The following is a 24,381-nucleotide window of genomic DNA, read 5'->3' as shown; positions in this document are numbered from 1 at the left end:
GGACGCAGACAGTAGGGTCGCCTTTTCTTTGCTTACTTTCTTTTGGCGAAGCAAAAGAAAGTAAGTCCGCCGCCGGGCGGATATCCCGGCCTCGGTAAAGAAGTAAGCCCCTGCACGACGAAAGACGACCGCGCCTCAAGTCCGCTTCTCCTTCAAAGCAACATCCACCTCCGAACGCCGACGCCCCCGCAACAAGCGTTCACTCAACTGCTTAGCAAACCCAGCAATCCCCTGTGGAAACAGCAACACCAACAACAAGATGATCGCCCCCAACGTAGCCCGCCAGTAATCCGTATTGCGCGCCACGGTATCGTGCAGCCAGCTGAAAGTGACAGCCCCCACCACCGGCCCCGCCAACGTCTGAATACCGCCAAGCAGCACCATCACCAATCCGTCCACCGACTTGTCGACACTCAGGCTCTCAGGCGAAATACTCCCCTTCGAAAAAGCATAGAGCGAGCCGGCAAGCCCCGCAGCAGCACCAGCGATGACAAAAGCGGTCCACTGCATACGCTTGACGTCGATCCCGATCGCATCCGCCCGCAGCACCGAATCGCGCCCCGCGCGCAGCGCATAGCCGAATGGCGAAAACAGCACGCGACGCAGCATCAAGATGCCGGCCGCCACCAGCACCAGCGTGAGCCAGTAGTAGGTTCGCTTGTCCGACAGCCACTCCGAAGGCCACACGCCGGTGAGCCCGTTGCTGCCGCCGGTGAACGAATCCCACTGATACACCACGGCCCAGGTGATCTGCGCAAAGGCCAGCGTGAGCATCGCAAGGTACACGCCCGAAAGCCGCACCGCGAACCAGCCGTAGACGAATGCGCCGATGGCGGCCACCAACGGCGCGACGACGAGCGCGAGCTCCATCGGCATGCCGCTTGCGCGTACCAGCAGAGCGGCGCCATAGGCACCCAACCCGAAGTAGGCCGCATGGCCGAACGAATGCATGCCGGCCGGGCCCATGATGAAGTGCAGGCTGGCCGCAAAGAGCGCCGCAATCAGCAGGTCGATCATCAGCACCGTGGTGTAGGGCGAATCGGCCGTGAGCAGCGGCATGGCCATGAGCAGCACGCCGAGCGCGGCGACGAGCCACAAATAGCCCTTGCTTGCGCGCCGCAGCGGCTCTTCCTGCATGCCCACGTAGCGGCTCGGCGCCTGCGGTCGGCCCAGAAGGCCCCATGGGCGCCACACCAGCACGATGGCCATCACGATGAAGTCGACCACCAGCGTGAGCTTGGAGAACGACACGCTGTAGCCGAAGATCTCGACCACGCCGAGCCAGATGCACACCGCCTTGATTTCAGAGAGCAGCAGCGCCGCCACATAAGCGCCGGGAATCGAACCCATGCCGCCCACCACCACCACCACGAAGGCCGCGCCGATGGTGTTGAGGTCCATGGCCAGCGTGGCCGGCTCGCGCGGCAGCTGCAGCGCACCGCCGAGTGCCGCGAGCGTGGCGCCGAGTGCGAACACCGCGGTGAAAAGCCAGGCCTGGTTCACGCCCAGCGCGCTGACCATCTCGCGGTCTTGCGTGGCGGCGCGCACCAGCGTGCCCCAGCGGGTGCGCGTGAGCAGCAGCCACATGAGGCCGAGCACCACCGGTCCGACGACGATCAGGAACAGGTCGTAGGTCGGAAACTGACGGCCCAGGATGTCGACCGAGCCCGACAGGCCCGGTGCGCGCGGGCCGAGCAGTTCGTCGGGACCCCAGAAATAAAGCACTGCGTCCTTGATGACGAGCACCAGTGCAAAAGTCGCCAGCAGCTGGAACAGCTCGGGCGACTTGTAGATGCGGCGCAGCAGCACCATTTCGATCAGCGCGCCGATCACGCCCACCGCGAGTGCGGCAATCAGCACGGCCGGCCAGAAGCCGAGCGTGCCGAGTTTGTCGACCAGCGTGTAGGCAAGGTAGATGCCCACCATGAAGAAGGAGCCATGCGCAAAGTTGACGATGCGCGTGACGCCGAAGATCAACGAAAGGCCGGCTCCCACGAGGAACAGCGACGAAGCAGACGACAGCCCGGTCAGGAACTGAAGCAGCAGGGACGAGAGGCTCATGGGTGCAAGCGTTCCGAGGAGAAAAAAAGATCAGTCCGCGGCGCGAGACTTCTTCACGTCGGCCGCGCTCGGCTGGAACTTGGCACCGTCGAAGTACGTGTAGTCGACCATCACGCCCTTGCCGTTGTCGTTCTTCGTCTTGCCGACGAAGGCGCCCATGGTCGACTGGTGGTCTTCGGCGCGATAGCTGATCTTGCCGAAGGGCGAGTCAACCTGCAGGCCCTTGAAGGCGGCAATGAGCTTGGGCGTCTCGGTGCTCTTGGCTTTTTCGATGCCGGCCGCCACCGACTTGATCATGGTGTAGCCAACCACCGAGCCCAGGCGCGGGTAGTCCTTGTACTTGCCGTGGTACGCAAGGAAGAAGGCCTTGTGCTCGGGCGTCTGGATGCCGTACCAGGGATAGCCGGTCACGATCCAGCCGTTGGGCGTTTCGTCCTTCAGCGGGTCGAGGTACTCGGGCTCGCCGGTGAGCACGCTCACCACCGTGCGGTCCTTGAAGAGACCGCGGGTGTTGCCCTCGCGCACGAACTTGGAAAGGTCGGCGCCGAACAGCACGTTAAAGATCGCGTCGGGCTTGGCGTCGGCCAGCGCCTGCACCACGGCACCCGCATCGACCTTGCCGAGTGGCGGTGCTTGTTCGGCGACGAATTCGACATCGGGCTGCGCGGCCTTCAGGAGCGTCTTGAATGCGGCCACGGCCGACTGGCCGTATTCGTAGTTGGGGTACACGATGGCCCAGCGCTTCTTCTTGAGCTTGGCCGCTTCGGGCACCAGCATCGCGGCCTGCATATAGGTGCCGGGGCGCAGGCGGAAGGTGTATTCGTTGCCGCCCTGCCAGGTCATCTTGTCGGTCAGCGGTTCGCCGGCCAGGAAGAAAATCTTCTTCTGCTTGGCGAAGTCGGCCACGGCCAGGCCGGTGTTCGACAGGAAGGTGCCGGTGAGCACGTCGATCTTCTCGCGCGCCACCAGTTCTTCGGCCACGCGCACGGCGTCACCGGGGTTCGCGTTGTCGTCGCGCGTGATGAGCTCGACCTTGCGGCCGTTGACGCCGCCCTTGGCGTTGATCTCTTCCACGGCCAGCTCCATGCCTTTCTTGTAGGGCTCGAGGAAGGCGGGCTGGGCCTTGTAGCTGTTGACCTCGCCGATCTTGATCACGCCCTGGGCATGGGCAGGAACGAGGGCCGTGGCCAGTGTGGCAATGGCCGCGGCGCTGAAGACGTGACGCAATGGGTTCATGAGGAAGCTCCTTGGGATCGAAAGAGGAAAGAAGAAACGATGTGAATGCGAAGGCGCGTGGACGGTGATGGACGGATTCAACGCAGCCCGTCTTCGCCCTTGATTTCTCTCGCCTGCAGCCCGCCGATGCGGGGCAGCGGACGGCCGCTGTCGGTGACGGCAACCGCCACCACGATCTCGTTGGCGCGCGGCGCGTCGGACACGCGCGCCTCGACGGCGTCGAAGTGGCTGCGCACGAAGGCCGCATCCTTATGGCCGAGCGGCACGTCGATGGCCGTGCCGAGCGTGCCGCGCTTCTTGGCCGAGGGCACGAGCGCCGCGCCCTTTTCTACCGCCACGCGCAGCGGCGCGCCGAGCTTGGGGTGCAGGATGGCGGCCGCGTGCTCGAGCTCGCCGCTCTCGCCGACGATGGCGGCCTTGCCATAGCTCTGCGCCTGTCCGGGTTCGATGCCCAGCGCCTTCACGGCTTTCTGGCCCAGGAGCGCGCCAAGCTCTTCGCCAATGGCGATCAACTCGTCGAGGTTCTCGCTGAAGCGGCCCGCATAGGGGTTCTCGATCACCGCGATGGCGACGGCACGGCGCGTGGGCGGATCGATCGTCTGGCCCATTTCCTTGCGGGTCTCGTCGACCTGGATGACGAGCTTGCGAATGTTGGCGGTCATGTCTTGTGTTCCTTCTTGTCTCGGTGCGGGCAGCTCAGCGCAGGCCGTCCCACTTGCTGATGTTTTCGGCGCGAAGACCGCCGACACGGTCATGGATGCGGTAGCCGGCGCTCATGGCCAGGATGAAGACGATCTCGTCGGCCGCTGGTGCGCCGGGCACCCGCACTTCGATGGCGTCGAACTGGCCGCGCACGTAGCTGGCGTTGATGTTGGTGAGCGGCACGTCGAGCGCGGCGCCGGGCGGGCCGACCTTCTTGGTCGAGGGCACGATGGACAGCGCATTGCCGGGCTGGCCGGTTTTTTCCTCGGCCTTGCCGGCGGTGTAGGCCGCGCGGTCGCCCTTCCAGCCGAGCAGTTCGCGCATGGCGTAACCGCCGGGCACATGCCAGAGCGCGCCGTGCTCGAGCTCGCCGGCGGCGCCCACGATGGCGCCCTTGCCGTAGGTGGCGATCTGCTCGAGCGGCACGTCCATGGCGGCGTGCAGCCTGTGCGCCATGTCGACGCCCACGGGGTCGAGTAGCGCCATCATCGGCAGGATGTCGGGTTCGTAGCGGCCCGCGAACGGATTGGTCAGCACCGCGCCAATGGCACCGCGCACCAGCGGAGTCTTGGCGCGCGGCCCGAACTCGTGGTGAATGTGCTCGACATGGGTGAAGACGCGGCGTATATCGATCATGAAAAAGAACCTTGCTTTTCGTTAAGCAAATACTGAACCAACTGCACCGGATGGCGATTGTGGCAGCGACTTCGAGCATAAGGGTTCGATAAGTCGCCACTGCCCCTGGCAAACGAGCAAAGCCGCCCAGACGAGCCCGCCTTTTTGCAGCACCTTGGCGCAAACGGCACCGGTGTCGAGCGCACTTTTCACCTGCGCGGGCACCAGCGGCGGAACGTCGACCGTGACCGGAAGATCGCCGAGGTCGGTGTCATCCTTGCACTCGTTGGCGGGGCGCCGCTGGATGGCCGCATCGTCCACGTCGACGGCATTGGCAATCACCGTGGCGGCGGCGTCGGCCTCTGCCGCGGTGGCGGCCAGAACGGTCACGCTGTCGGCAATGCCCAGCGAGAAACTGCGGCCGCGCCAGCCACTGGTGGCGACGCCGCGCACCGGCTGCTCGGCCCGGATTTCAAACTGGCCGTCCGTGGTGAGGATGCTGGTGTCCCGCCAGTCGAAGCGCGCAAGGTCGGCATAAACGCCCACGCGCGCCGACTGCCCGGGCGCGAGGTGCAGCGCAATGTCGCCGCCGTTGTTGATCCAGGCGCGCTCGATGCCGGGGCGGTCGTAGAACGCGATCAGCTCCTGCGCCACCGAGCCGGCCACGGCCGCCATGGGTGTGATGAACATCGGCGAAAACGCGGCGCACGCGTCCCACATGCGTCGGCCGACCACGCCGCGCGGGCGCATGTTGTCGCTGGCGGGCAGGCGCAGCAGCGGGAGCTCTCGCACCAGTTCGTGCAGCACATGGCCGAAGCGCGCCCATGCCGCGTCGTGCGCGGCGGCGACGGCGTACGGGTCGCCATGCGCCTCGGCCACGATGTCGATCGGGCCGTGGTTGAAGTGCCAGCGGTTCGCGTCGAGCGCGGCGCGTTGGGCGGTCATGGCAGCAAGAGCGCTGGGACGGCGCGGTGTTTCCCCCTCCCCTTCCGGGGAAGGGCTGGGGTGGGGGCACGCGGCGCTTCCATCGGGCGCTCTGCCCGCCCCCATCCCAGCCTTCCCCCACAGGGGGAAGGAGCAAGCGCCGCGGCGAATGACAGGACGACGTCCATCGCTCAACCCAGCATGGGCGTATGCCCGAGCGGCCACGGATTCGCGTCGTCCATGACGACCCACTGGCGTGACAAGGGCGCGCCGTCTTCCTGCCACGCGCCGCGCGCAAGCGCCTGCTCGAGCGAGAAGATGTGTTCCATATGGCCGCCGAGCGCCGCGTAGTCCTCGCGCCGCATGCTGAACTCGATGGGCGCCACGATGGCCGGCGTGGGCACGGTGCCAAAGCTGTTGTCGGGCATGCGCATGACGTCGACCATCACGGTGATGCCGCCGCCGGGCCACACATAGGCCGGCGCGCCGCCGCAGGTCACATTGACGAGCGCGCGCTTGATGGCGCGCGTCAGCAGCACGGGGTTTTCGGTGACGCCGGCGCGCAAGGACCCACCCGCACCGCCGAGGAACAGCACGGTGCACAGCGATGGCTCGCAGTTCTCGCCGATGCGCTCGACGATGCGGCGCACTTCGGCGGGCATCTGCTGTTCGACCGGCTTCAGCGCCTCGTCGAGCACGTACCACTGCGCATGCTCGCCGGTGGTCGATGTCATCAAGAGGCGCAGGCCCGGGCGTGCCACGCCTTCTTCCCAGCCCTCGATGATCGAGAGCGGATCGGCGATGTCGGTGCCGCCCCAGCCGTTGCCCGGATTCGCGACCTGGAAGTAGCGCCCCGGGGTCGACTTGCGCCCCAGCATCTGGATGCCCGAAGGCGCCATGTCGAGGCAGCGCCCGGCCTGGTGCTCGGTGAGCACGCCGGTGATGTGGTCGTCGACCACCACCACCTCGTCGGCCACGCCCGCGAACTGGCGCGCAAAGATGCCGACGGCCGCCGAGCCGCAGCCCACGCGCATGCGCTGCTCTTCCACGCCGTTGACGATGGGCGCCTTGCCGGCCTGGATGACGAGGGTGGAGCCGCCGTCGATGGTGCACTCCACCGCCTTCTTGTTGCCCAGCAGCTGCATCAGCTCGGCCGTCATGCGGCCTTCCTTCTTGCTGCCGCCGGTGAGGTGGTGCACGCCGCCGAGCGAAAGCATCTGCGAGCCGTATTCGGCCGTGGTGACGTGGCCGACCACTTCGCCGCGGTAGCGCACGTTGGCCTGCTCGGAGCCGAGGAAGCGGTCCGTGTCGATCTTCACCTTGAAGCTGCAGTAGCTGAAGATGCCTTCGGTAACGACGGTGACCATGTCGACGCCCTGGGCTTTCGAAGCCACGATGAATGGGGCCGGCTTGTAGTCGGGATAGGTGGTGGACGAGCCCACGCCGGTCACGAAGACTTCGTCGGCGTGCAGCAGGTCGCCGCTCCAGTCGGGCGCGCCGGCTTCGGCCTTCTCAGCGGCGGGCCGGTCGAAGGGCACCAGCACGGGGGCCTCGCTCGCGATCTCGCGGCGCAGCAGGACCACGGGGTCGACGCGCACCAGCACGCCCTCCCGGTTGGCATAGCGATCGCAGGCGCCGGTGCGGCCGTCGGAGATCTGGCACAGCACCGGGCAGGCGTTGCACTCGACCTTGGCGGTGCTCATGCGCTCGTTGCGCGGTGGCGCCTTGCCGAAGGCGCCGCCGCCGGCGTCAAAGGCCACCGGCATGTCCATGCCGGGCAGTCCGTCTGTCTTGGTGTGTTCTGTCATCGGGGCGGTCTCGTGGGCGTGTGGTGGCGGGTCGGCATCGGGAATCTCGGTCTGCAAAGGGTTGCAACAAACGTGCCGTCTGCCCGCTTGTGCGCCGCCTTTCATTTGTGTAGCATTCCCTACACTTTCATGTTGCGTTCACTACATTCGCGGTCAATGTAGCAAACAGGCCCGATGCTTGCAATGGTGTTTTCTCGCGGATGTCCATCGGGGGTTTTTCCGACCAACGACAATGGAGGGTTCGCAGCCGGCCGAAGGCTGCCGCCCCGCGGTGTGCATTCCGGCCCAGCCACTTTCCACTGTTCAACCAACTCTTGAGTTCCGTATGAGTGCATTCAGCGAAGAACGCGTCCTGAGCGTCCACCACTGGACCGACCGCCTGTTCACCTTCACCACCACGCGCGACCCGGCGCTGCGCTTCTCGAACGGTCATTTCACGATGATCGGCCTGAAGATCAACAACAAGCCGCTGCTGCGCGCCTACAGCATCGTGAGCCCGAACTACGAGGAGCATCTCGAGTTCCTGAGCATCAAGGTGGAAGAAGGCCCGCTGACCTCGAAGCTGCAGCACATCCAGGTGGGCGACACCATCATCGTAGGCCGCAAGCCCACCGGCACGCTGCTGATCGACTACACGCTGCCGGGCAAGCGCCTGTACCTGTTCGGCACGGGCACCGGCCTCGCACCGTTCATGAGCATCATTCGCGACCCGGACACCTACGAGAAGTTCGAGCAGGTCATCCTGGTGCACGGCGTGCGTCAGGTCGACGAGCTGGCCTATCACGACCTCGTGACCGACCACCTGCCCAAGCACGAGTTCCTGGGCGAGATGGTCGAGAAGCAGCTGCTCTACTACCCGACGGTCACGCGCGAGGAGTTCCGCAACCAGGGCCGCATCACCGACCTGATCTCGACCAACAAGCTCACCGACGACCTCGACCTGCCCCCGCTCAACCCGGTGGAAGACCGCGTGATGCTGTGCGGCAGCCCCGGCCTCTTGGTGGACCTGAAGCACATCCTCGAGGCGCGTGGCTTCAAGGAAGGCAACACCTCGACGCCCGGCGATTTCGTGGTCGAACGCGCCTTCGCGGAAAAGTAATGTTCGCCCCCCGGCTTTTCACTCGCTTCGCTCGTGTAACTTCACCCCCCGAGGGGGAGGCGCGGTCCGCCTTGGGGCGGCCCGGCGGCGACCGCCGGTAATGGAACGCAAGCCTGCTGCAACCAAGCCCCAGCGCCGCACCGGCGTGCGCGAAGCCGCGGCGCAGGCCACGCGCGACAGCATCCTGAAGTCGGCGACCAAGGTGTTCGCCAAGTACGGCTACGACGGCGGCAGCGTGGAGAAAATCTCCAAGGCTGCCAAGTCGTACGACCGGATGATCTACTACTACTTCGGCAGCAAGGAAGGCCTCTTCATTGCGGTGCTCGAAGGCATCTACCAGCGCATGGACGATGCCGAAGCCGCGATTGCGCTCGATGCCTCGCGGCCCGTCGAGGCGCTCACTGAAGTCATCCGCTTCGTGCTGGGCTACTACCGCAAGAATCCCGAATTCGTCACGCTCCTGAACACCGAGAACCTGCACAAGGGGCGCCACATCTCCAAGTCGCTGCGGGCGCGCGAATACTCGTCGCGGGCGGTGGCGATCATTGCCGAGATCTTGGCGAGCGGCGCGTCGCAGGGCCTGTTCCGCACGGACCTGAGCGCGCGTGACATTTACCTGCTGATTGCGTCCACCGGCTACTTCTACACCTCGAACCGGCACACGCTCACTGCATTTCTGGGCGAGCCGCTGGAGTCGCCCGAGGCGATCACGCACTGGGAAGACTTCGTGATCGAGACCGTGCTGCGCACCGTACGCGCAGACGACATCCAAGAACAAGACAGCACCCCACCCCACGACCAGGACCACACGAAATGGCAGAAATCGCAGCCGGCGGCAAGTCGGGCAAAGTCGTCATAAAGAACATCGGGCTCTTGCTCTCGGGCGACATCGACAAGCCCATCCTGGATGCCGACACCATCGTGGTGAACGACGGCCTGATCGTCGCGGTGGGCAAGGAAAAAGACTGCGACCTCGAAGGCGCGAAGACCGTCATCGACGCGAAGAAGACCTGCGTGGCACCGGGCCTTATCGACAGCCACGTGCACCCGGTGTTCGGCGACTGGACGCCGCGCCAGGGGCAGATCGGCTGGATCGACTCCACCATGCACGGCGGGGTGACGACCATGATCTCGGCCGGCGAAGTGCACCTGCCGGGCCGACCCAAGGACATCGTGGGCCTGAAGGCGTTGGCCATTACCGCGCAGCGCGCGTTCGACAACTTTCGCCCCAGCGGCGTGAAGGTGCTGGCGGGCGCGCCAGTCATCGAAAAGGGCATGGTCGAGAGCGACTTCAAGGAACTTGCCGAAGCCGGCGTGGGCCTGCTCGGCGAAGTGGGCCTGGGCTCGGTGAAGGCCGGCTACGAGGCCAAGGAAATGGTTGCCTGGGCGCGCAAGTACGGCATCCAGAGCACCATCCACACCGGTGGGCCTTCGATCCCGGGCTCCGGCCTGATCGACAAGGACGTGGTGCTGGAGGCCGACGCCGACATCATCGGCCACATCAACGGCGGCCACACCTCGCTGCCCGAGGCGCATGTGTGCGAACTGTGCGAGAAGAGCTCGCGCGCGATCGAGATCGTGCACAACGGCAACGAGAAGGTCGCCATTGCCGCAGCCAAGGCCGCGCTCGAACTCAAGTGCCCGCACCGCGTGATCCTCGGCACCGACGGCCCGGCCGGTTCGGGCGTGCAGCCGCTGGGCATCCTGCGCATGGTGGCCATGCTGTCTTCCATCGCGAACATTCCGGCCGAGCTGGTGTTCTGCTTTGCCACTGGCAACACGGCACGCATCCGCAAGCTGAACTGCGGGCTGATCGAGGTGGGCCGCGATGCCGACTTCGTCTTCATGGACCGCGCGCAGCATTCGCCCGCCCCGGGCTTGCTGGAGAGCGTGCAGCTGGGCGACATTCCGGGCGTGGGCATGGTGATGATCGACGGCATCGTGCGCTGCGGCCGCAGCCGCAATACGCCGCCAGCGACCGAAATTCCGGTGGTGGTGTCGGGCGCGCACTGAGCGCCGGCGCTTCTCTTTCTCCTTCCCCCTCTGGGGGAAGGTCGGGATGGGGGCAGGCAGAGCGCCCGATGGATGCGCCGCGTGCCCCCACCCCAGCCCTCCCCCAGAGGGGGAGGGAGCAACACTGCTACCGCGCCCGAAACACCAGGTACCGCGCCGACAGGAAGTTCACGACAAGCCCCGCGCAGCTGCCCAGGGCCACGCCGGCCGCGGGCGCCCAGGGGCCCGCGGCCCAGTGCAGCACGAGCACATAGGCGCCGTAGTTGACGACCGCCCCGCCCAGCATGGTCACGAGGTAGCCGAGGTACTCGCGCAGCACCGAAGCTTCGGAACGCCGGAAGGTATAGCGCCGGTTCAGCGCCCACGTGGCCGTGGCTGCCGCAAGAAACGACAGCACCCGCGCTCCGTACCAACCCAGCAGCGGCGCCACGAGGTACAGCACGGCCACGTCGACCACGAAGCCGATCGCGCCCACCACCGCGAACGACAGGAACTGCCGGCCAAGCTTCATTTGCCGGCGAAATGGCGCACGCCGGGCGTCGCCAGGTAGCGCAGCCGCTTGGCCTCGCGGCGGCCGAGCCGGATGGCGTGCATCACGACACCGCAGACCATCGACAGCATCGCGGCCAGCATGGCACCGGTCGCCAGCACCGCCGTGGGGAGCCGGGGCACCAGGCCGGTGTGCAGGTAGGTGACGAGCAGCGGAATGACCAGCGCGATGGCCCCCACCGCGAGCACGGCCGCCAGGATCGTGAAGAACTGCAGCGGCCGTTCGCTGATGAACAGCTTGCAGATGGTCCGCAGGATGCGCCATCCGTCGCGGTAGGTCGAGAGCTTGCTGTGCGAACCCTCGGGCCGCGTGCTGTAGGTGGTGTCGACCTCCGCATAAGGCATGCGCAACTCCAGCGCGTGCACCGTGAGCTCGGTCTCGATCTCGAAGCCGTGCGAGAGTGCCGGGAACGACTTGGCATAGCGGCGCGAGAACACGCGGTAGCCCGAGAGCATGTCGGTCAGGCCGCCGCCAAACAGCTGCGCCACGGCGCCGGTGAGCATGCGGTTGCCGAAGCGGTGGCCGGCGCGGTAGGTGAGCGCGTTCTGCCCATCGTCGACGCGGCAGCCCACCACCATGTCGAGGTTGCGCTCGACCAGCAGGTCCACCAGGCGTGGGGCGCTGGCCACGTCGTAGGTGGCGTCGCCGTCGACCGTGACGTACACGTCGGCCTCGACGTCGGCGAACATGCGCCGCACGACGTTGCCCTTGCCGGCCGCCGCCACGTGCGTCACGAAGGCGCCGCTCTCGCGCGCGATGGCGGCGGTGTCGTCGCTCGAGTTGTTGTCGAAGACGTGGATCTCGGCCTCTGGCAGCGCCGCGCGGAATTGCGCGACCACCTGCGCGATCGACAGCGCCTCGTTGTAGCAGGGGATCACCGCTGCAATACGCAGGGGTGCACGGGCTGCGGCGAAGTGGTTGTGATCGTCGGTCATGGTGCGGTCGAAAGAATGCGATAGGCCCGGCCGCCGTCTTTTTCGTACAGCAGGGCGAAATGCTGGTCGAAGCCAGGCCGTGTGGCGAGCGTGGGCACCATCGAAGTGGGCATGACGATGGCCGTGAAACCCAGCCCTGCGAGCTTGACCGCCATGTCGCCCGGAGGCAGCAGCAGGAAGTCGCGATAGCGCCACGGGCCGAGCGTATCGCCCCAGATCGGATTGGGGCCGTAATAGATCGCCTCGTTCAGCGCAATCTGGTAGACGCGCCCGTTGGCATGCTGGCGCAGATAGTCCATGGCGGCATAGCCCGGCACGTGCTGGCGCAGAAAGGCTTCGCGCGTTTCGGACGTGGGCGAGATCATGGCCACCTTGACGGCGGTCTGCTTCAGCGACACCGCAGCGAGCGCGGCCACCAGCAGCACGACGATCCAGTCGCCGGCAAGGCCGAGGCGCCCGGCGGGTGCTGCGGCGGCAGGTGCTTCAGCGCCTGCATCGGCGGCGGCCGCCGCTGAACCCTTGCCACCGAACGCGCGGCGCACGCCCGTGGCGATCCAGCCGAACAGCACCTGCCACCCGATGGCCGCCATCAGCGCGAGCAGGGGAAACGACGCAGTGAGATAGCGCGGATAGCGCGAGGTCACGAGCCACACGGCCACCGAATAGAAGCAGAACCAGCCCGCTGCGCGCACGGCGGCCGAGCGCTTCCACAACACGCTGAATGGCGCCAAGAACACCGCCCAGATCAGCGCATTGGGTCGCGCCGCATGGTCGCGCACGTCGGCCACCTGCTGCACGTAATCGGCCGGAATCCACTCCGTGAAACCGAACACGCGCGCACCAATGGGGTTGAACGGATCACCGGTCATGATGGCGTTGCGCGCATACCAGTACACGCACGGAATCAGAAAGCAAAGCAGCGCCAGCGCCCACGCCTTGGGCCGGCGCTCGTGCCAGACGACGAACAGCGCCACCAGCGGCAGAAAGGTGAGCGCCTGGTACTTCGAACCCGCGGCCACGCCAAGGCAGAACGCCGCGAGACCCAACCAGCGCATGCCCGCCTGCACCGGCTGCGATTCGCGCCACCACCACAGCGCCACGCAGGCGCCAAGCACGAAAAGTGCCACGCCCATGTCGATCAGTGCATTCGAATAGTCGCCGATGCCGATCCAGATGGCCGTGCCGATCAAGGCCGTGAGCCGGTTGGTGTGCTGCATGCCGAGGCGCAAGACCATGACAGCCGAAAGCAGGCCCGCCAGCGCATTGAGAAAGTGCGGCAGCACGTCGTCGCCCACCTGCAGCGCGGCGGCATAGAGCAGGTTGTAGTTGTACGGAAACCAGGGGTAGCGCAGCCACTCGTGGATGCCAAGCGAGCCCTGCTGCGCTACCTGGCGCGCATAGGGCAGGTGGTACATCAGCTCATCGAAGGCGGCCGGCGGCGCGAGCGGCGCGACCAGCGCGGGCAGCGCCACCAGCGCCAGGGCAATGGCGGCGATCTTGTCGACACGGGTCCACGGCGCGGCGGGCACCGCTGAAGCGCGAACAGCGCGCCACCAGGGCCGCAGCTGCAGCGCGGCGACCACGACGCCGGCAACGATCAGCGCCACCGTCGCGCCAACCTTGAACGCGCCGAAGATCGCCAACACCTGGAACGCGCAGATGAAGAGACCGACGCCCAGGGTCGCGGCCATCGCCGCTTCGAGCCAGGCGTCACGCCGTGGCGGCGGCGAAAGGCGCGCCAGCAGCGCGCGCCCGAAACCCCAGCAGGCAAGGACAAAGACAGCCAATGCCGCGTAGTGCGCGGCGGCAAACATCAACTTCTGAATAACAACTCCCGGCGCCGGTCGGCCATGCCGGCCGGCAGGTTCAAAGGTTCGGCGCCAGCAGGCGCTCGAGATCGGATTCGCTCTCCTTGCGCCGCGCCGCCTGGTCCTGCAACTGGTCGTGTCCGATCCTGCCGACATTGAAGTACGTCGACTCGGGGTGGCTCAGGTAGAAACCGCTGACGCTGGCGGCGGGCATCATAGCGAGGCTTTCCGTCAGGGTCATGCCAATGTCCGCGCAGTTCAGAAGGTCGAACATCGGGCGCTTCACGCTGTGATCCGGGCAGGCCGGGTAGCCGGGCGCGGGGCGGATGCCGCGGTATTTCTCCGCGATCATGTCTTCGTTGCTCAAGCCTTCGTCGGGCGCATAGCCCCAGAGGTCGGTACGCGCGCGGTGGTGCAGCGACTCCGCAAAGGCCTCGGCCAGCCGATCGGCCAGGGCCTTGAGCATGATGGCGGAGTAGTCGTCCAGGTCGTCGATGAAGTACTTCTCCTTCTTCTCGACCCCCAGGCCCGCCGTGACCGCGAACACCCCCACGTAGTCTTTCAGCCCGCTGTCCTTCGGCGCGACGAAGTCGGCGAGGCAGCGGCTGGGCCGCATCACACCGTCGATCACCTGCTTTTCGGTCTGCTGGCGCATGCCATACCAGGTCATGGCGACCTCGCTGCGCGTCTCGTCGGTGTAGAGCTCGATGTCGTCGTCGTTCACCGTGTTGGCGGGCCAGAAGCCGACGATGCCGCTGGCGCTGAGCCAGCGGCCTTCGATCAGGCGCTTGAGCATGCGCTGACCATCGGCGTACACGCGCACGGCTTCGGTGCCGACGACCTCGTCCTTCAGGATGGCCGGGAACGGCCCCGCCAGGTCCCAGGTCTGAAAGAACGGGCCCCAGTCGATGTACTTGGCGAGCTCGGTCAAGTCGAAATTCTTGAACACGCGGCGGCCGATGAACTTGGGCACCGGCGGCGTATAGCCGGACCAGTCGATCGGCGTCTTGTTGGCGCGCGCCTTGGCCAGCGGCCACATCGGCACCTGCTTCTTGTTGGCGTGCTGCGTGCGCACCTTCTCGTAGTCGGCGTTGATCTCGTCGATGTACGCGGTGGCCTGCTCCGACAGCAGCGACTGCGCGACGCTCACGCTGCGGGACGCATCGGGCACGTAGACCACCGGGCCTTCGTAGTGCGGCGCAATCTTGACGGCGGTGTGCACGCGGCTGGTGGTGGCGCCGCCGATCAGGAGCGGGATCTTCTTGATGCGGAAGTGGTCGTCCTTCTGCATCTCGCCGGCCACGTACTGCATTTCTTCCAGGCTCGGCGTGATGAGGCCCGAGAGGCCCACGATGTCCGCGCCCTCCACCTTGGCCCGGGCGAGGATCTCGTGGCAGGGGACCATCACGCCCATGTTCACCACTTCGAAGTTATTGCACTGGAGCACCACGGTGACGATGTTCTTGCCGATGTCGTGCACGTCGCCCTTCACGGTGGCGATGATGATCTTGCCCTTGGTGCGCACGTCGCGGCCCGCGGCCTCGTCCTGGCGCTTTTCTTCCTCGATGTAGGGAATGAGGTGGGCCACGGCCGACTTCATCACGCGCGCCGACTTCACCACCTGCGGCAGGAACATCTTGCCCTGGCCGAACAGGTCGCCCACGATGTTCATGCCGTCCATCAGCGGCCCTTCGATCACGTGCAGCGGACGGCCGCCCTTGGCAAGGATCTGCTGGTAGGCCTCTTCGGTGTCTTCGACGATGAAGTCGGTGATGCCGTGGACCATGGCGTGCGACAGGCGCTGGTTGACGTGCACCGGGTGCTCCGGCGTGCCGCGCCATTCGAGCTTCTTGCTGTCGTCCTTGGCGCCGCTCTTGGCGGTTTCGGCCACTTCGACGAGGCGCTCGCCCGCGTCGGGGCGGCGGTTGAGCACCACGTCTTCCACGCGCTCGCGCAGGGTGGGCTCGAGGTCGTCGTACACGCCGACCATGCCGGCGTTGACGATGCCCATGTCCATGCCCGCCTTGATGGCGTGGTACAGGAACACGGTGTGGATGGCTTCGCGCACCGGGTCGTTGCCGCGGAAGCTGAAGCTCACGTTGCTCACACCGCCCGACACCTTGGCGCCCGGCAGGTTCTCCTTGATCCAGCGCACCGCGTTGATGAAGTCGACCGCGTAGTTGTCGTGCTCCTCGATGCCGGTGGCAATCGCGAAGATATTGGGGTCGAAGATGATGTCCTCGGGCGGAAAGTGCACCTCGTCCACCAGGATGCGGTAGGCCCGCTCGCAGATCTCGATCTTGCGCTCGTAGGTGTCGGCCTGGCCCTTCTCGTCGAAGGCCATGACCACCGCGGCGGCGCCATAGCGCCTCACGAGCTTGGCCTCGTGCTTGAACTTGTCGACCCCCTCCTTCATGGAGATGGAGTTGACGATGCCCTTGCCCTGGATGCAGCGCAGGCCCGCCTCGATGACCTCCCACTTGGAGCTGTCGACCATCACCGGCACGCGCGCGATGTCGGGCTCGCTGGCAATCAGGTTCAGGAAGCGGACCATCGCGGCCTTGCTGTCGAGCATGGCCTCGTCCATGTTGATGTCGATCACCTGCGCGCCGTTCTCGACCTGCTGGCGCGCCACGGCCAGGGCCTCTTCGAACTGGCCGTTCAGGATCATCCGCGCGAAGGCCTTGGAGCCGGTGACGTTGGTGCGTTCGCCGATGTTGACGAACAGCGATCCGGCATCGATGGCCACCGGCTCGAGGCCGGACAGCTTCATCGCGGGAACGGAGGGCGTGGGAACATCGCTCATTGGGGGGCTCACCTGTGCAGGAAAAAACGTCAGGTGAGCGTCGTTTGCGGCTTGCGCCCCGGCTAACAGGGCGCCTTCCAAGCCTGACGGGGGCACTTGATGTGGGCCGCCGCTGCAACGCTCCTTGGAAGGGAGCGCAATTTTACCGGCTGCGGCAAGGGCCGCGGCCGCCAGGGGCGTTCAGGCCCCCTGTCCGGCCACGGATGCTGGCCCCCGAGGCGCGGCCGAAGCCGGCAGCCCGAACACCCGGTCGAAGGCCCAGTTGAAGACGAAGGTGTAGACCAGGAAGAACACCACCAGCCCCAGGTCCATCACCAGTGCCTGCCAAAGCGACACGCCCAAGCCCCAGGCAAAGAGCGGCACCAGGAAGGCGATCAGCCCGCCCTCGAAGCCGATGGCATGGGCAATGCGACGGCGCACGCTGCGCCCGCGCACCGCCTGGCGCGACTCCCAGCGCTCGAACAGAGCGTTGAAAACCAGGTTCCAGATCACCGCGATCACCGAGGCGGCCACCGCCAATACGCCCGAATGACCGAGCCCCGCGTCCGTCATCAGCGCCAAGCCGGCACTGGCGGCCACGATGGCGATCCCTTCGTAAAGGGTGATGTAGACGACGCGACGCTGAAACCCTTGCATGGCTTTGTTCTCCGGCGGTTCAAAAAAGCAATGGATGGACTCTATTTGCCGTTGGCTGATATAAAAAGTTAAGTTATTTCAGTTTTATTGATAGATGAGGTGCGGCCGTGGCCTTCTCGAGCGACAACGTCGAAGTCTTCCTGGCTGTGATCGACCACGGCTCCTTTTCGGCCGCAGCGCGTGCGCTGCACAGGGTGCCGTCGGCCGTGAGCATGGCCATTGCCAACCTCGAGGCCGAGCTGGCCCTGCCCCTGTTCGACCGCAGCGGCCGCGAGCCGCAGCCGACCGCCGCCGCCCGTTCGCTGGAGCCGCAGGCGCGGCTCCTGGCGGCCCAGTTGAAGCAGTTGCAGGTGCAGGCGCTGGCGCTCACGCAAGGGCTGGAAAACCGCCTCACGCTGGCGATTGCGCCCGAGCTTCTGGCTGCGCCCTGGAGCGGACCGCTGGCCGCGTTGGCCGAGGAATATCCGCTGCTGCAGGTCGAGGTGCTGGCCGCGCCCCAGGCCGACGCACTGGAGCTGCTGCACAGCGGCCGCGCGCAACTGGCACTAGTGTTCGAGCGCCCGAGCCTCGACGGGCGCGAAGGTTTCCAGGAAGTGGGCAGCGACACCATGGTGGCCGTGATGGCGCCTCGTCACCCCGTGCTGCTGGCGGCGGCCGGCGAGCGCCTGCGCGAGGAACACCTCACGAACACCCGCCAGATCGTGGTGGCGGGTCGCGACTTGGCCACAAGCGACCCGCGCTTCGTGTTCGCGCGCCATGTCTGGCGCACCGACAACGCGCTGGCCGCGCTGAGCCTGATCACCGCCGGGCTCGGCTGGGGCTGGCTGCCGCGCAACTTTGCCAAGCCCCACGTGGCCGCGGGCGCGCTGGTCGAGATTCCGTTCGAGAACCTCAGCAACGGGCTGGACCTGTGGGTCGACGTGGTGTGGTCGCGCGAGCGGCCCTTGGGTCTGGGGGCGCAGCGCTTCGTGGCGCTGATTGCGCGCGACCGTCAGGCCGCGGCGGGCCTTGCGACTCCGGTTAGCTAGTCGCGATGGCCGTGGCCGCCGCCCTTGCCTCCGCCGCCACCGTGGCCTCCCCCATGGCCACCACCCTTGCCGCCGCCTTCACCGCCGCGTTGATGCATTTGCGGTTGGCCGGGAGGCGGTCCAGGCCGGATTGCCGGCTGGGGCCGGGGCGGCTTGAAGCCTGGGTCGGCCGGCGCGCGGTAGCCAGGACCCGGATGTGGCGCGCGGTAGCCGGGCCCGGGTTGCGGCCGGAAGCCGGGGCCCGGCGCGGGTTTGAAACCGGGGCCAGGCCACGGCTTGGGTTGCCAGGCGGGACGCACCGGCGGCGGCGGTCTCCAACCGGGCATCGGTGGAGGCGGCGGCCGGCCGCCCCACCAGCGCCGTTCGCCATACCAGGGCCGGTCGCGGTAATAGTCGGCCCAGTAGCTGCCGATGACGAAGGTCACGATCGGCACGCCGATCACCGCCCCATAGGTCGCCAGCGGTACGCGCCGCTCCTGGTAGGCGTAGTCCAGGCTCCTCGCCCAGACCCAGCCGCGTCCGTCGTCGGGCAGCACCACGTCGCACCAGCTGTAGCCGCCGGTACAGCCGATCACGTCGAGCGGCTGGCCTGGCCCGAGGCGCGCCACCAGCGGGTAGTCGCCCGACGGCCCGGCCCGCATGTTGACAGTGCCGCGCGTGAAGGCCTGCTGCGCCGCCGCCACGAGGGGCAGCGCCACGGCAAGCGCGCCAACGCCGATCCAGCGCATGGGAAATGTGTAGTTCATGAATAGGCTTCCTTGCGCCGCCAGCCTAGGCGGCGGCACAGGTGCCGTCAATCAGCCGGGAGCGCGAAGCGGCGGCGCTGGGCTTGGTCAGGCAGCTTCGCGGTAGAAGCCGTTGTTGTTCAGCATGCGGCCTGCAATCGGCGCCACGGCCTTGCCGATGGCCGCGATGTGGTCCGGCGTGGTGCCGCAGCAGCCACCCACGATGTTCACCAGCCCTTCGGCAGCGAACTCGTGCAGCAGCCGCGAGGTGACGTCGGGCGTCTCGTCGAAGCCGGTTTCGCTCATCGGATTGGGCAGGCCCGCGTTCGGGTAGCAGCTGATGAAGGTGTCGCCTGCCACCTTCGCCAGTTCCTGGATGTAGGGGCGCATCAGCGCCGCGCCCAGTGCGCAGTTGAGCCCCACGGCCAGCGGCTGCGCATGGCGCACGCTGTGCCAGAACGCGGTCACGGTCTGGCCGCTCAGGATGCGGCCGGACGCGTCGGTCACGGTACCGCTGATGATCAGCGGCAGGCGCTGGCCGCTGTTGTCGAAATACTCGTCCACGGCGAACAGCGCGGCCTTGGCGTTGAGCGTGTCGAAGATCGTCTCGACGAGGATCACGTCGGCGCCGCCTTCGACCAGCGCCTCGGTCTGCTCGTAGTAGGCCGCGCGCAGCTGCTCGAAGTCGACGTTGCGCGCGCCCGGGTCGTTCACGTCGGGGCTGATGCTCGCGGTCTTGGGCGTCGGGCCCAGGGCGCCGGCCACGAAGCGCGGCTTGTCCGGCGTGCTGAACTTGTCGCAGGCGGCGCGTGCGAGCTTGGCCGATTCGAGGTTCATCTCGCGCGCGAGATGCGCCATCTTGTAGTCCTCCTGCGCAATGGTGGTCGCGCCGAAGGTGTTGGTCTCGATGAGGTCTGCGCCGGCCGCCAGGTAGCCCTCGTGGATGTCGCGGATCACGTCGGGCCGCGTGAGCGACAGCAGCTCGTTGTTGCCCTTCACGTCGCGCTCGAAGTCCTTGAAGCGCTCGCCGCGGTACTGCTCTTCGGTCAGCTTGAAGCGCTGGATCATCGTGCCCATCGCGCCGTCGAGGATGGCGATGCGCTTTTCGAGGATGCCGGCGAGTGCCTGGCCGCGGGTGTAGATGACGGGCTTCATAGCCCCTGATTGTAGGAAGCGGGGCTGTCCTTGGTCGCCGTCGGTGCTTTAGCGGCTTTCGACGAAGGCCAGCACCGCTTCGATCATGCGCCGCACGTGCGGCTGCACGCCGGCCGCCACATCAGGCAAGTAGTCGAAGGGCAGCGTCTCCTGCATGTAGCTCGACTGCGTCATCTCCAGCTGCACCGCATGCACCCCGGCGGCGGGGTTGCCGTATTGGCGCGTGATGTGGCCGCCCTTGAAGCGGCCGTTGAGCACGCCGGTGTAGCCGGCGGCCGATTCGGCAATGGTTAGCAGCGTGGCAGCCAGCGCCGGATCGCAACTCGCGCCATTGCCGGTACCCAGGTTCAGGTCGGGCAGCTTGCCCTCGAAGAAGCGCGGCAGCACGGAGCGGATCGAGTGCGCGTCCCACAGTGCGATGGTGCCGTGCGCGGCCTTCAGGCGGTCGAGCTCGGCCTGCAGCTGCTGGTGATAGGGCCGCCAGATCGCGTCCCGGCGCGCGGCGACTTCTTCGTCGTTCGGCAGGTCGTCGCTGGATGCGTAGACGGGCGTGTCGTCGAAGGTGTCGACCGGGCACAGGCCGGTGACGCTCTGGCCCGGGTAGAGGCTCGCGCCGTCCGGCGGACGGTTCAGGTCGATCACGTAGCGCGAATGGGTGGCGACGAGCACCGAGGCGCCGAGTTCGTCGGCGAAGTCGTAGAGCCGCTCGAGGTGCCAGTCGGTATCGGGCACGTGGCGCGCCTCTTCCGTGAAGCGGGCGGCGAGCGCGGGTGGCACGTGGGTGCCGACATGCGGCATCGAGATCAGCAAGGGACGCGTGCCCTGGCGAAAGCGAAACGGGGGTTCGGTGGCGGTGAAACTCATGGTTCAATTTTCCAGAAGAAGCTGGCTGCGCGCCGCGACGAATGCGGCGGCGGCCTCTTGGTGCAATGCATGGCGGCCCGCCACGACGCGCGGCCGGCCCGACACCCAGACCGCATCGATGGCCGACGTGCGATGGCTGGCGAAGACGTGCGACGACAGCATGTCGGGCGCGGCGAGGCCCTGCAGCGCAAGCTGCGCGGCATCGAGCACGACGAAGTCGGCCTGCTGCCCCGCGGCCAGGCCGCCGATGGCCCGGCCCGATGCCTGCGCGCCGCCGCGCACCGCTTCGAGCGTGAGCGCGGTGGCCACGTGCGGCTGCGCCGCGCTGGCGCCGACATTGCGCTGCCGTTTGCCTAGGCGCTGGCTGTATTCGAGCATCAGCAACTCTTCTGCCGCGTTGACCGTGGCATGGCTGTCGGACCCCACGCCCCAGGCGCCGCCATGGTGGCGCCATGCCGGGAAATCGAAGATGCCGTCGCCAAGATTCGCTTCGGTGGTCGGGCACAGGCCGGCCACCGCGCCGCTCTTTGCGCCGCGCGCGTATTCGGCCGCGTCCATGTGCGTGGCATGCACCAGGCACCAGCGCGCATCGACCGGCGCGTGGTCGAGCAGCCAGGCCACCGGACGCTGGCCGCTCCAGGCGACGCAGTCGTCGACTTCCTTGGTCTGCTCGGCAATATGGATGTGAATGGGCGCGCTGCGATCGAGGGCTTCCAGTCCCGCAATGGCCTCGCGAAGTGCATCCGGCGGCACGGCGCGCAGCGAGTGCGGCGCGAGCCCGAGTCGCGCGCCCGCTGCATCGCACGCGGGCTTGAGCGTATCGAGCAGGCGCAGCATCGAATCGGTCGAGCGGATGAAACGGCGCTGCCCTTCGTTGGGCGGTTGGCCGCCGAAGCCGCTGGTCTGGTAGAGCACGGGCAGCAGCGTGAAGCCGATGCCCACCTTTTGCGCGGCGCGCAGCAGTGCGAGGCTGAGCGTCGCATCGTCCGCATAGGGCCGGCCGTCGGCGTCGTGGTGCACGTACTGGAACTCGCACACGCTGGTGTAGCCCGCCTCGAGCATCTCGGCATAGAGCCAGGTGGCAATGGCCTCCATGTGCTGCGGGCCCAGGCGCGCGGCAAAGCGGTACATCAGCGTGCGCCAGCTCCAGAAGCTGTCCTGCTGCTCGGCGCGGTGCTCGGTGAGGCCTGCAAAGGCGCGCTGGAAGGCGTGCGAATGCAGGTTGGGCATGCCGGGGATCACGGGGCCGTTCGCCACCTGTGCGCCGGCGACAGGCTGCGCGGAGGACTGCACCTGCGTGAGCTGGCCGGCATCGTTCCACGACAGCAGGACGTTCTTCGCCCATCCGCCGGGCAGCAATGCATCGGTTGCGAACAGCGTGCGCGTCATGCCGCGGCTCCCACGGCGATGCGGCCCTGGCGCACCACGCAGCGCACCGGACGCTGGCCGAACCAATAGGCAAGCTCGGCGGCTTCGCGCACGTTCCACAACACGAAGTTGGCGGGCATGCCTTCAGCGATCACGCCGTGCGTGGAGGACAAGCCCAGCGCGCGCGCCGCATGCACCGTGACGCCGGCCAGCGCCTCGGGCACGGTGAGGCGGAACAGCGTGCATGCCATGTTCATCATCAACAGCAGGCTCAGTGCAGGCGAAGTGCCGGGGTTGTGGTCGGTCGACACGGCCATCGGCACGCCGGCAGCGCGCAGCGCCTCGATGGGCGGCAGGTGCGTGTCGCGCAGCGTGTAGTAGGCGCCCGGCAGTAGCACGGCCACGGTGCCCGACTGGCGCATGGCCTCGATGCCTTCGGCCGACAGGTGCTCGATGTGGTCGCACGAGAGCGCGCCGTAGCGCGCGGCCAGCGCGGCGCCGCCCATGTCGGAGAGCTGCTCCGCATGCAGCTTGACCGGCAGGCCCAACGCCTTCGCGGCCTTGAAGACCTGCTCGGTTTCCTCGAGCGAAAAGGCGATGCGTTCGCAGAACACGTCCACCGCATCGACCAGCCTTTCGGCCGCGAGCGCGGGTAGCATCTGATCGCAGACGAGGTCGATGTAGTCGGCGCTGCGGCCCGCGTATTCGGGCGGCAGCGCATGCGCGCCGAGGAAAGTGGTGCGCACAGTGACGCCGTAGGTTTCGCCGAGGCGGCGCGCCACGCGCAGCTGCTTGCGCTCGTGTTCCAGCGACAGGCCGTAGCCCGACTTGATCTCGATGGCGCACACGCCATCGGCCAGCAGCTGCTCGAGCCGCGGCGCGGCTTCTCTGAAGAGCGTGTCTTCGTCGGCTTCGCGCGTGGCGCGCACCGACGAGACGATGCCGCCGCCGGCCTTTGCCACTTCTTCATAGGTGGCGCCGGCAAGCCGCATCGCGAACTCGTTGGCGCGCTGGCCGCCGTAGACCAGGTGCGTGTGGCAATCGACCAGGCCCGGCGTGACGAGTGCGCCGCCGCCGTCGTGCGGCGCGAGGGAGGCAAACTCGGCGGGCAGCACATCGCGGGCGCCGACCCAGCGGATCATGCCGTCCGTCACCGCGATGGCGGCTTCGATGCCCGCGTCGGTTGCAAGCCGCAGACCGGTCCAGAGCCCGTCTGCCGATGGATATTCGTGGGCGGGTTTCATCGTCCTCTTTCTTTTTCGCAGGTTACGCCGACACGATGCGAACCGCCACCAGTCGCGCGTCTTCGCTCTCCGGAAGTGCGCGCCAGGCCTGGGCCGCATCGGCCCAGTGCAGCCCCTCGCCTTCGGCACATGCCTGGTCATTCAAGCGCCATGCGCCGCGCAGGGCGAGCAGCACGCCATGCGGTGCGCTCTCTATCGCCGATGCGTGGTCCAGCACCTGCACGTCGGCGCGCCAGTGGCCGTGTCGCGTCATCACATTGAAATCGTTCGACGCACCGCCCAGCAGCGTGCAATCGATCGCGTCGTCGCCGCTGAATGCGAAGGGCCGATGGGGCACGTCGAGCCGGTGCTCCACGCGCCCGTCATGCGTGAACAGCCGCACGCCGTCGCCTGCCAGCAGCATGATGCTGCGGTCGACGCCCGCGAATACCGAGAACGGCCCTGACGCCGCAATGGTCGCGATGCTTGCGCGCCAGCCGAAGCCGTCGAGCCCGGCGCCTGGGGGCCAGCTGGCGATCTCTTGCGTGGTACCGCCGCCGTTCTTCCAGGGCGTGGCCGGCAGGGAGACGCGCGAGAAACGCCGCACGTTCTTCATGACGGGTTCTCTTGCTCCTTCCCCCTCTGGGGGAAGGCTGGGATGGGGGCAGCGCCCAATGAGCGCTGCGCGAGGGTAAAGGCCGTCGTGGGGGGGCCCCCCCCCCCCCCCCCCCCCCCGGGGGGGGGGCCCCCCCCCCCCCCCCCCCCCAAAATGGTGGGAGGAAACGAAAAAAAGAAAAACCCCCCCAAGGCACCAAGTCAAACGCC

The 24,381-nt window shown here is 67.1% G+C and carries 21 protein-coding genes and 1 riboswitch; of the genes, 4 read left to right on the top strand and 17 right to left on the bottom strand.

What is annotated here, in order from left to right:
• Positions 1 to 135: 135 nt before the first annotated feature.
• The 6 genes from J2X92_RS29045 to J2X92_RS29020 all read right to left on the bottom strand — a co-directional run bounded on the left by J2X92_RS29045 (position 136) and on the right by J2X92_RS29020 (position 7,346).
• Positions 136 to 2,061, bottom strand: coding sequence for an ABC transporter permease (locus J2X92_RS29045; protein WP_307581272.1), 1,926 nt, complete (start codon positions 2,059 to 2,061; stop codon positions 136 to 138).
• A gap of 30 nt (positions 2,062 to 2,091) precedes the next feature.
• Complete coding sequence (locus J2X92_RS29040; RefSeq protein ID WP_055806840.1) at positions 2,092 to 3,297, bottom strand: ABC transporter substrate-binding protein; 1,206 nt, start codon at positions 3,295 to 3,297, stop codon at positions 2,092 to 2,094.
• A 77-nt stretch (positions 3,298 to 3,374) separates the two neighbouring features.
• A complete protein-coding gene (locus J2X92_RS29035; RefSeq protein WP_307581269.1) occupies positions 3,375 to 3,959 on the bottom strand; it encodes an amino acid synthesis family protein in 585 nt (194 codons plus the stop codon).
• Between the two features lie 34 nt (positions 3,960 to 3,993).
• Complete coding sequence (locus J2X92_RS29030; RefSeq protein WP_307581267.1) at positions 3,994 to 4,635, bottom strand: amino acid synthesis family protein; 642 nt, start codon at positions 4,633 to 4,635, stop codon at positions 3,994 to 3,996.
• 21 nt (positions 4,636 to 4,656) lie between these two features.
• On the bottom strand, positions 4,657 to 5,559 hold the full coding sequence (locus J2X92_RS29025; RefSeq protein ID WP_307581265.1) for a UPF0280 family protein: 903 nt from the start codon (positions 5,557 to 5,559) through the stop codon (positions 4,657 to 4,659).
• Between the two features lie 170 nt (positions 5,560 to 5,729).
• On the bottom strand, positions 5,730 to 7,346 hold the full coding sequence (locus tag J2X92_RS29020) for a 6-hydroxynicotinate reductase (protein WP_307581263.1): 1,617 nt from the start codon (positions 7,344 to 7,346) through the stop codon (positions 5,730 to 5,732).
• Positions 7,347 to 7,671: 325 nt separating this feature from the next.
• On the opposite strand from J2X92_RS29020, the gene J2X92_RS29015 reads away from it, so the two are divergent.
• From J2X92_RS29015 to J2X92_RS29005, 3 genes are all read left to right on the top strand, one after another.
• A complete protein-coding gene (locus J2X92_RS29015; protein ID WP_307581261.1) occupies positions 7,672 to 8,445 on the top strand; it encodes a ferredoxin--NADP reductase in 774 nt (257 codons plus the stop codon).
• A 100-nt stretch (positions 8,446 to 8,545) separates the two neighbouring features.
• Complete coding sequence (locus tag J2X92_RS29010; protein ID WP_307581259.1) at positions 8,546 to 9,304, top strand: TetR family transcriptional regulator; 759 nt, start codon at positions 8,546 to 8,548, stop codon at positions 9,302 to 9,304.
• Entirely contained in the window at positions 9,259 to 10,458 is a 1,200-nt protein-coding gene (locus J2X92_RS29005) for an amidohydrolase family protein (protein WP_307581257.1), read from the top strand. Before J2X92_RS29010 ends, J2X92_RS29005 begins: the two co-directional genes overlap by 46 nt.
• Before the next feature lie 127 nt (positions 10,459 to 10,585).
• On the opposite strand, the gene J2X92_RS29000 is transcribed toward J2X92_RS29005, so the two are convergent.
• The 5 genes from J2X92_RS29000 to J2X92_RS28980 all read right to left on the bottom strand — a co-directional run bounded on the left by J2X92_RS29000 (position 10,586) and on the right by J2X92_RS28980 (position 17,193).
• Positions 10,586 to 10,969 (bottom strand): GtrA family protein, encoded by a 384-nt coding sequence (locus tag J2X92_RS29000; protein WP_307581255.1) that lies wholly within the window; start codon positions 10,967 to 10,969, stop codon positions 10,586 to 10,588.
• Positions 10,966 to 11,943 carry a glycosyltransferase family 2 protein gene (locus J2X92_RS28995; protein ID WP_307581253.1) on the bottom strand — a complete coding sequence of 326 codons (978 nt, stop codon included), beginning with the start codon at positions 11,941 to 11,943 and terminating at the stop codon, positions 10,966 to 10,968. The genes J2X92_RS29000 and J2X92_RS28995 overlap by 4 nt, the downstream gene beginning before the upstream one ends.
• Complete coding sequence (locus tag J2X92_RS28990) at positions 11,940 to 13,757, bottom strand: ArnT family glycosyltransferase (RefSeq protein ID WP_307581251.1); 1,818 nt, start codon at positions 13,755 to 13,757, stop codon at positions 11,940 to 11,942. Before J2X92_RS28990 ends, J2X92_RS28995 begins: the two co-directional genes overlap by 4 nt.
• Positions 13,758 to 13,809: 52 nt before the next feature.
• Complete coding sequence (gene metH / locus J2X92_RS28985; protein WP_307581250.1) at positions 13,810 to 16,557, bottom strand: methionine synthase; 2,748 nt, start codon at positions 16,555 to 16,557, stop codon at positions 13,810 to 13,812.
• Between the two features lie 28 nt (positions 16,558 to 16,585).
• A riboswitch (S-adenosyl-L-homocysteine riboswitch) is annotated at positions 16,586 to 16,689 on the bottom strand.
• A gap of 48 nt (positions 16,690 to 16,737) precedes the next feature.
• The gene (locus tag J2X92_RS28980; protein ID WP_307581248.1) at positions 16,738 to 17,193 is read right to left on the bottom strand and encodes a PACE efflux transporter; all 456 of its coding nucleotides are present in this window, start codon (positions 17,191 to 17,193) and stop codon (positions 16,738 to 16,740) included.
• Between the two features lie 107 nt (positions 17,194 to 17,300).
• Between J2X92_RS28980 and J2X92_RS28975 the strand changes: the two genes are divergently transcribed.
• On the top strand, positions 17,301 to 18,221 hold the full coding sequence (locus tag J2X92_RS28975; protein ID WP_307581246.1) for a LysR family transcriptional regulator: 921 nt from the start codon (positions 17,301 to 17,303) through the stop codon (positions 18,219 to 18,221).
• On the opposite strand, the gene J2X92_RS28970 is transcribed toward J2X92_RS28975, so the two are convergent.
• The 6 genes from J2X92_RS28970 to J2X92_RS28945 all read right to left on the bottom strand — a co-directional run bounded on the left by J2X92_RS28970 (position 18,218) and on the right by J2X92_RS28945 (position 24,172).
• Positions 18,218 to 18,967 (bottom strand): SH3 domain-containing protein, encoded by a 750-nt coding sequence (locus J2X92_RS28970; protein ID WP_307581244.1) that lies wholly within the window; start codon positions 18,965 to 18,967, stop codon positions 18,218 to 18,220. The genes J2X92_RS28975 and J2X92_RS28970 overlap by 4 nt on opposite strands.
• Positions 18,968 to 19,054: 87 nt before the next feature.
• A complete protein-coding gene (locus J2X92_RS28965) occupies positions 19,055 to 20,101 on the bottom strand; it encodes a homocysteine S-methyltransferase family protein (protein ID WP_307581243.1) in 1,047 nt (348 codons plus the stop codon).
• Positions 20,102 to 20,149: 48 nt separating this feature from the next.
• Positions 20,150 to 20,965 (bottom strand): N-formylglutamate deformylase, encoded by an 816-nt coding sequence (hutG, locus tag J2X92_RS28960; protein WP_307581241.1) that lies wholly within the window; start codon positions 20,963 to 20,965, stop codon positions 20,150 to 20,152.
• 3 nt (positions 20,966 to 20,968) lie between these two features.
• Positions 20,969 to 22,354 (bottom strand): formimidoylglutamate deiminase, encoded by a 1,386-nt coding sequence (locus J2X92_RS28955; protein WP_307581239.1) that lies wholly within the window; start codon positions 22,352 to 22,354, stop codon positions 20,969 to 20,971.
• The gene (hutI, locus tag J2X92_RS28950) at positions 22,351 to 23,577 is read right to left on the bottom strand and encodes an imidazolonepropionase (protein ID WP_307581237.1); all 1,227 of its coding nucleotides are present in this window, start codon (positions 23,575 to 23,577) and stop codon (positions 22,351 to 22,353) included. The genes J2X92_RS28955 and hutI overlap by 4 nt, the downstream gene beginning before the upstream one ends.
• A 22-nt stretch (positions 23,578 to 23,599) precedes the next feature.
• On the bottom strand, positions 23,600 to 24,172 hold the full coding sequence (locus J2X92_RS28945; protein WP_307581235.1) for a HutD/Ves family protein: 573 nt from the start codon (positions 24,170 to 24,172) through the stop codon (positions 23,600 to 23,602).
• Positions 24,173 to 24,381: the final 209 nt, after the last annotated feature.

Origin of the sequence: Variovorax paradoxus, assembly GCF_030811855.1 — a bacterium.
In the GTDB taxonomy this organism is placed as follows: domain Bacteria; phylum Pseudomonadota; class Gammaproteobacteria; order Burkholderiales; family Burkholderiaceae_C; genus Variovorax; species Variovorax paradoxus_L.
The sequence above is the reverse complement of the archived record's forward strand: the minus strand, read 5'-3'. Positions and strand labels throughout refer to the sequence as shown.

Bases quoted from the DNA above. Each gene is read 5' to 3' on its own strand.
- J2X92_RS29045 (WP_307581272.1), bottom strand. From the start codon at position 2,061: ATGAGCCTCTCGTCCCTGCTGCTTCAGTTCCTGACCGGGCTGTCGTCT.
- J2X92_RS29040 (WP_055806840.1), bottom strand. From the start codon at position 3,297: ATGAACCCATTGCGTCACGTCTTCAGCGCCGCGGCCATTGCCACACTG.
- J2X92_RS29035 (WP_307581269.1), bottom strand. From the start codon at position 3,959: ATGACCGCCAACATTCGCAAGCTCGTCATCCAGGTCGACGAGACCCGC.
- J2X92_RS29030 (WP_307581267.1), bottom strand. From the start codon at position 4,635: ATGATCGATATACGCCGCGTCTTCACCCATGTCGAGCACATTCACCAC.
- J2X92_RS29025 (WP_307581265.1), bottom strand. From the start codon at position 5,559: ATGACCGCCCAACGCGCCGCGCTCGACGCGAACCGCTGGCACTTCAAC.
- J2X92_RS29020 (WP_307581263.1), bottom strand. From the start codon at position 7,346: ATGACAGAACACACCAAGACAGACGGACTGCCCGGCATGGACATGCCG.
- J2X92_RS29015 (WP_307581261.1), top strand. From the start codon at position 7,672: ATGAGTGCATTCAGCGAAGAACGCGTCCTGAGCGTCCACCACTGGACC.
- J2X92_RS29010 (WP_307581259.1), top strand. From the start codon at position 8,546: ATGGAACGCAAGCCTGCTGCAACCAAGCCCCAGCGCCGCACCGGCGTG.
- J2X92_RS29005 (WP_307581257.1), top strand. From the start codon at position 9,259: ATGGCAGAAATCGCAGCCGGCGGCAAGTCGGGCAAAGTCGTCATAAAG.
- J2X92_RS29000 (WP_307581255.1), bottom strand. From the start codon at position 10,969: ATGAAGCTTGGCCGGCAGTTCCTGTCGTTCGCGGTGGTGGGCGCGATC.
- J2X92_RS28995 (WP_307581253.1), bottom strand. From the start codon at position 11,943: ATGACCGACGATCACAACCACTTCGCCGCAGCCCGTGCACCCCTGCGT.
- J2X92_RS28990 (WP_307581251.1), bottom strand. From the start codon at position 13,757: ATGTTTGCCGCCGCGCACTACGCGGCATTGGCTGTCTTTGTCCTTGCC.
- metH (WP_307581250.1), bottom strand. From the start codon at position 16,557: ATGAGCGATGTTCCCACGCCCTCCGTTCCCGCGATGAAGCTGTCCGGC.
- J2X92_RS28980 (WP_307581248.1), bottom strand. From the start codon at position 17,193: ATGCAAGGGTTTCAGCGTCGCGTCGTCTACATCACCCTTTACGAAGGG.
- J2X92_RS28970 (WP_307581244.1), bottom strand. From the start codon at position 18,967: ATGAACTACACATTTCCCATGCGCTGGATCGGCGTTGGCGCGCTTGCC.
- J2X92_RS28965 (WP_307581243.1), bottom strand. From the start codon at position 20,101: ATGAAGCCCGTCATCTACACCCGCGGCCAGGCACTCGCCGGCATCCTC.
- hutG (WP_307581241.1), bottom strand. From the start codon at position 20,965: ATGAGTTTCACCGCCACCGAACCCCCGTTTCGCTTTCGCCAGGGCACG.
- J2X92_RS28955 (WP_307581239.1), bottom strand. From the start codon at position 22,354: ATGACGCGCACGCTGTTCGCAACCGATGCATTGCTGCCCGGCGGATGG.
- hutI (WP_307581237.1), bottom strand. From the start codon at position 23,577: ATGAAACCCGCCCACGAATATCCATCGGCAGACGGGCTCTGGACCGGT.
- J2X92_RS28945 (WP_307581235.1), bottom strand. From the start codon at position 24,172: ATGAAGAACGTGCGGCGTTTCTCGCGCGTCTCCCTGCCGGCCACGCCC.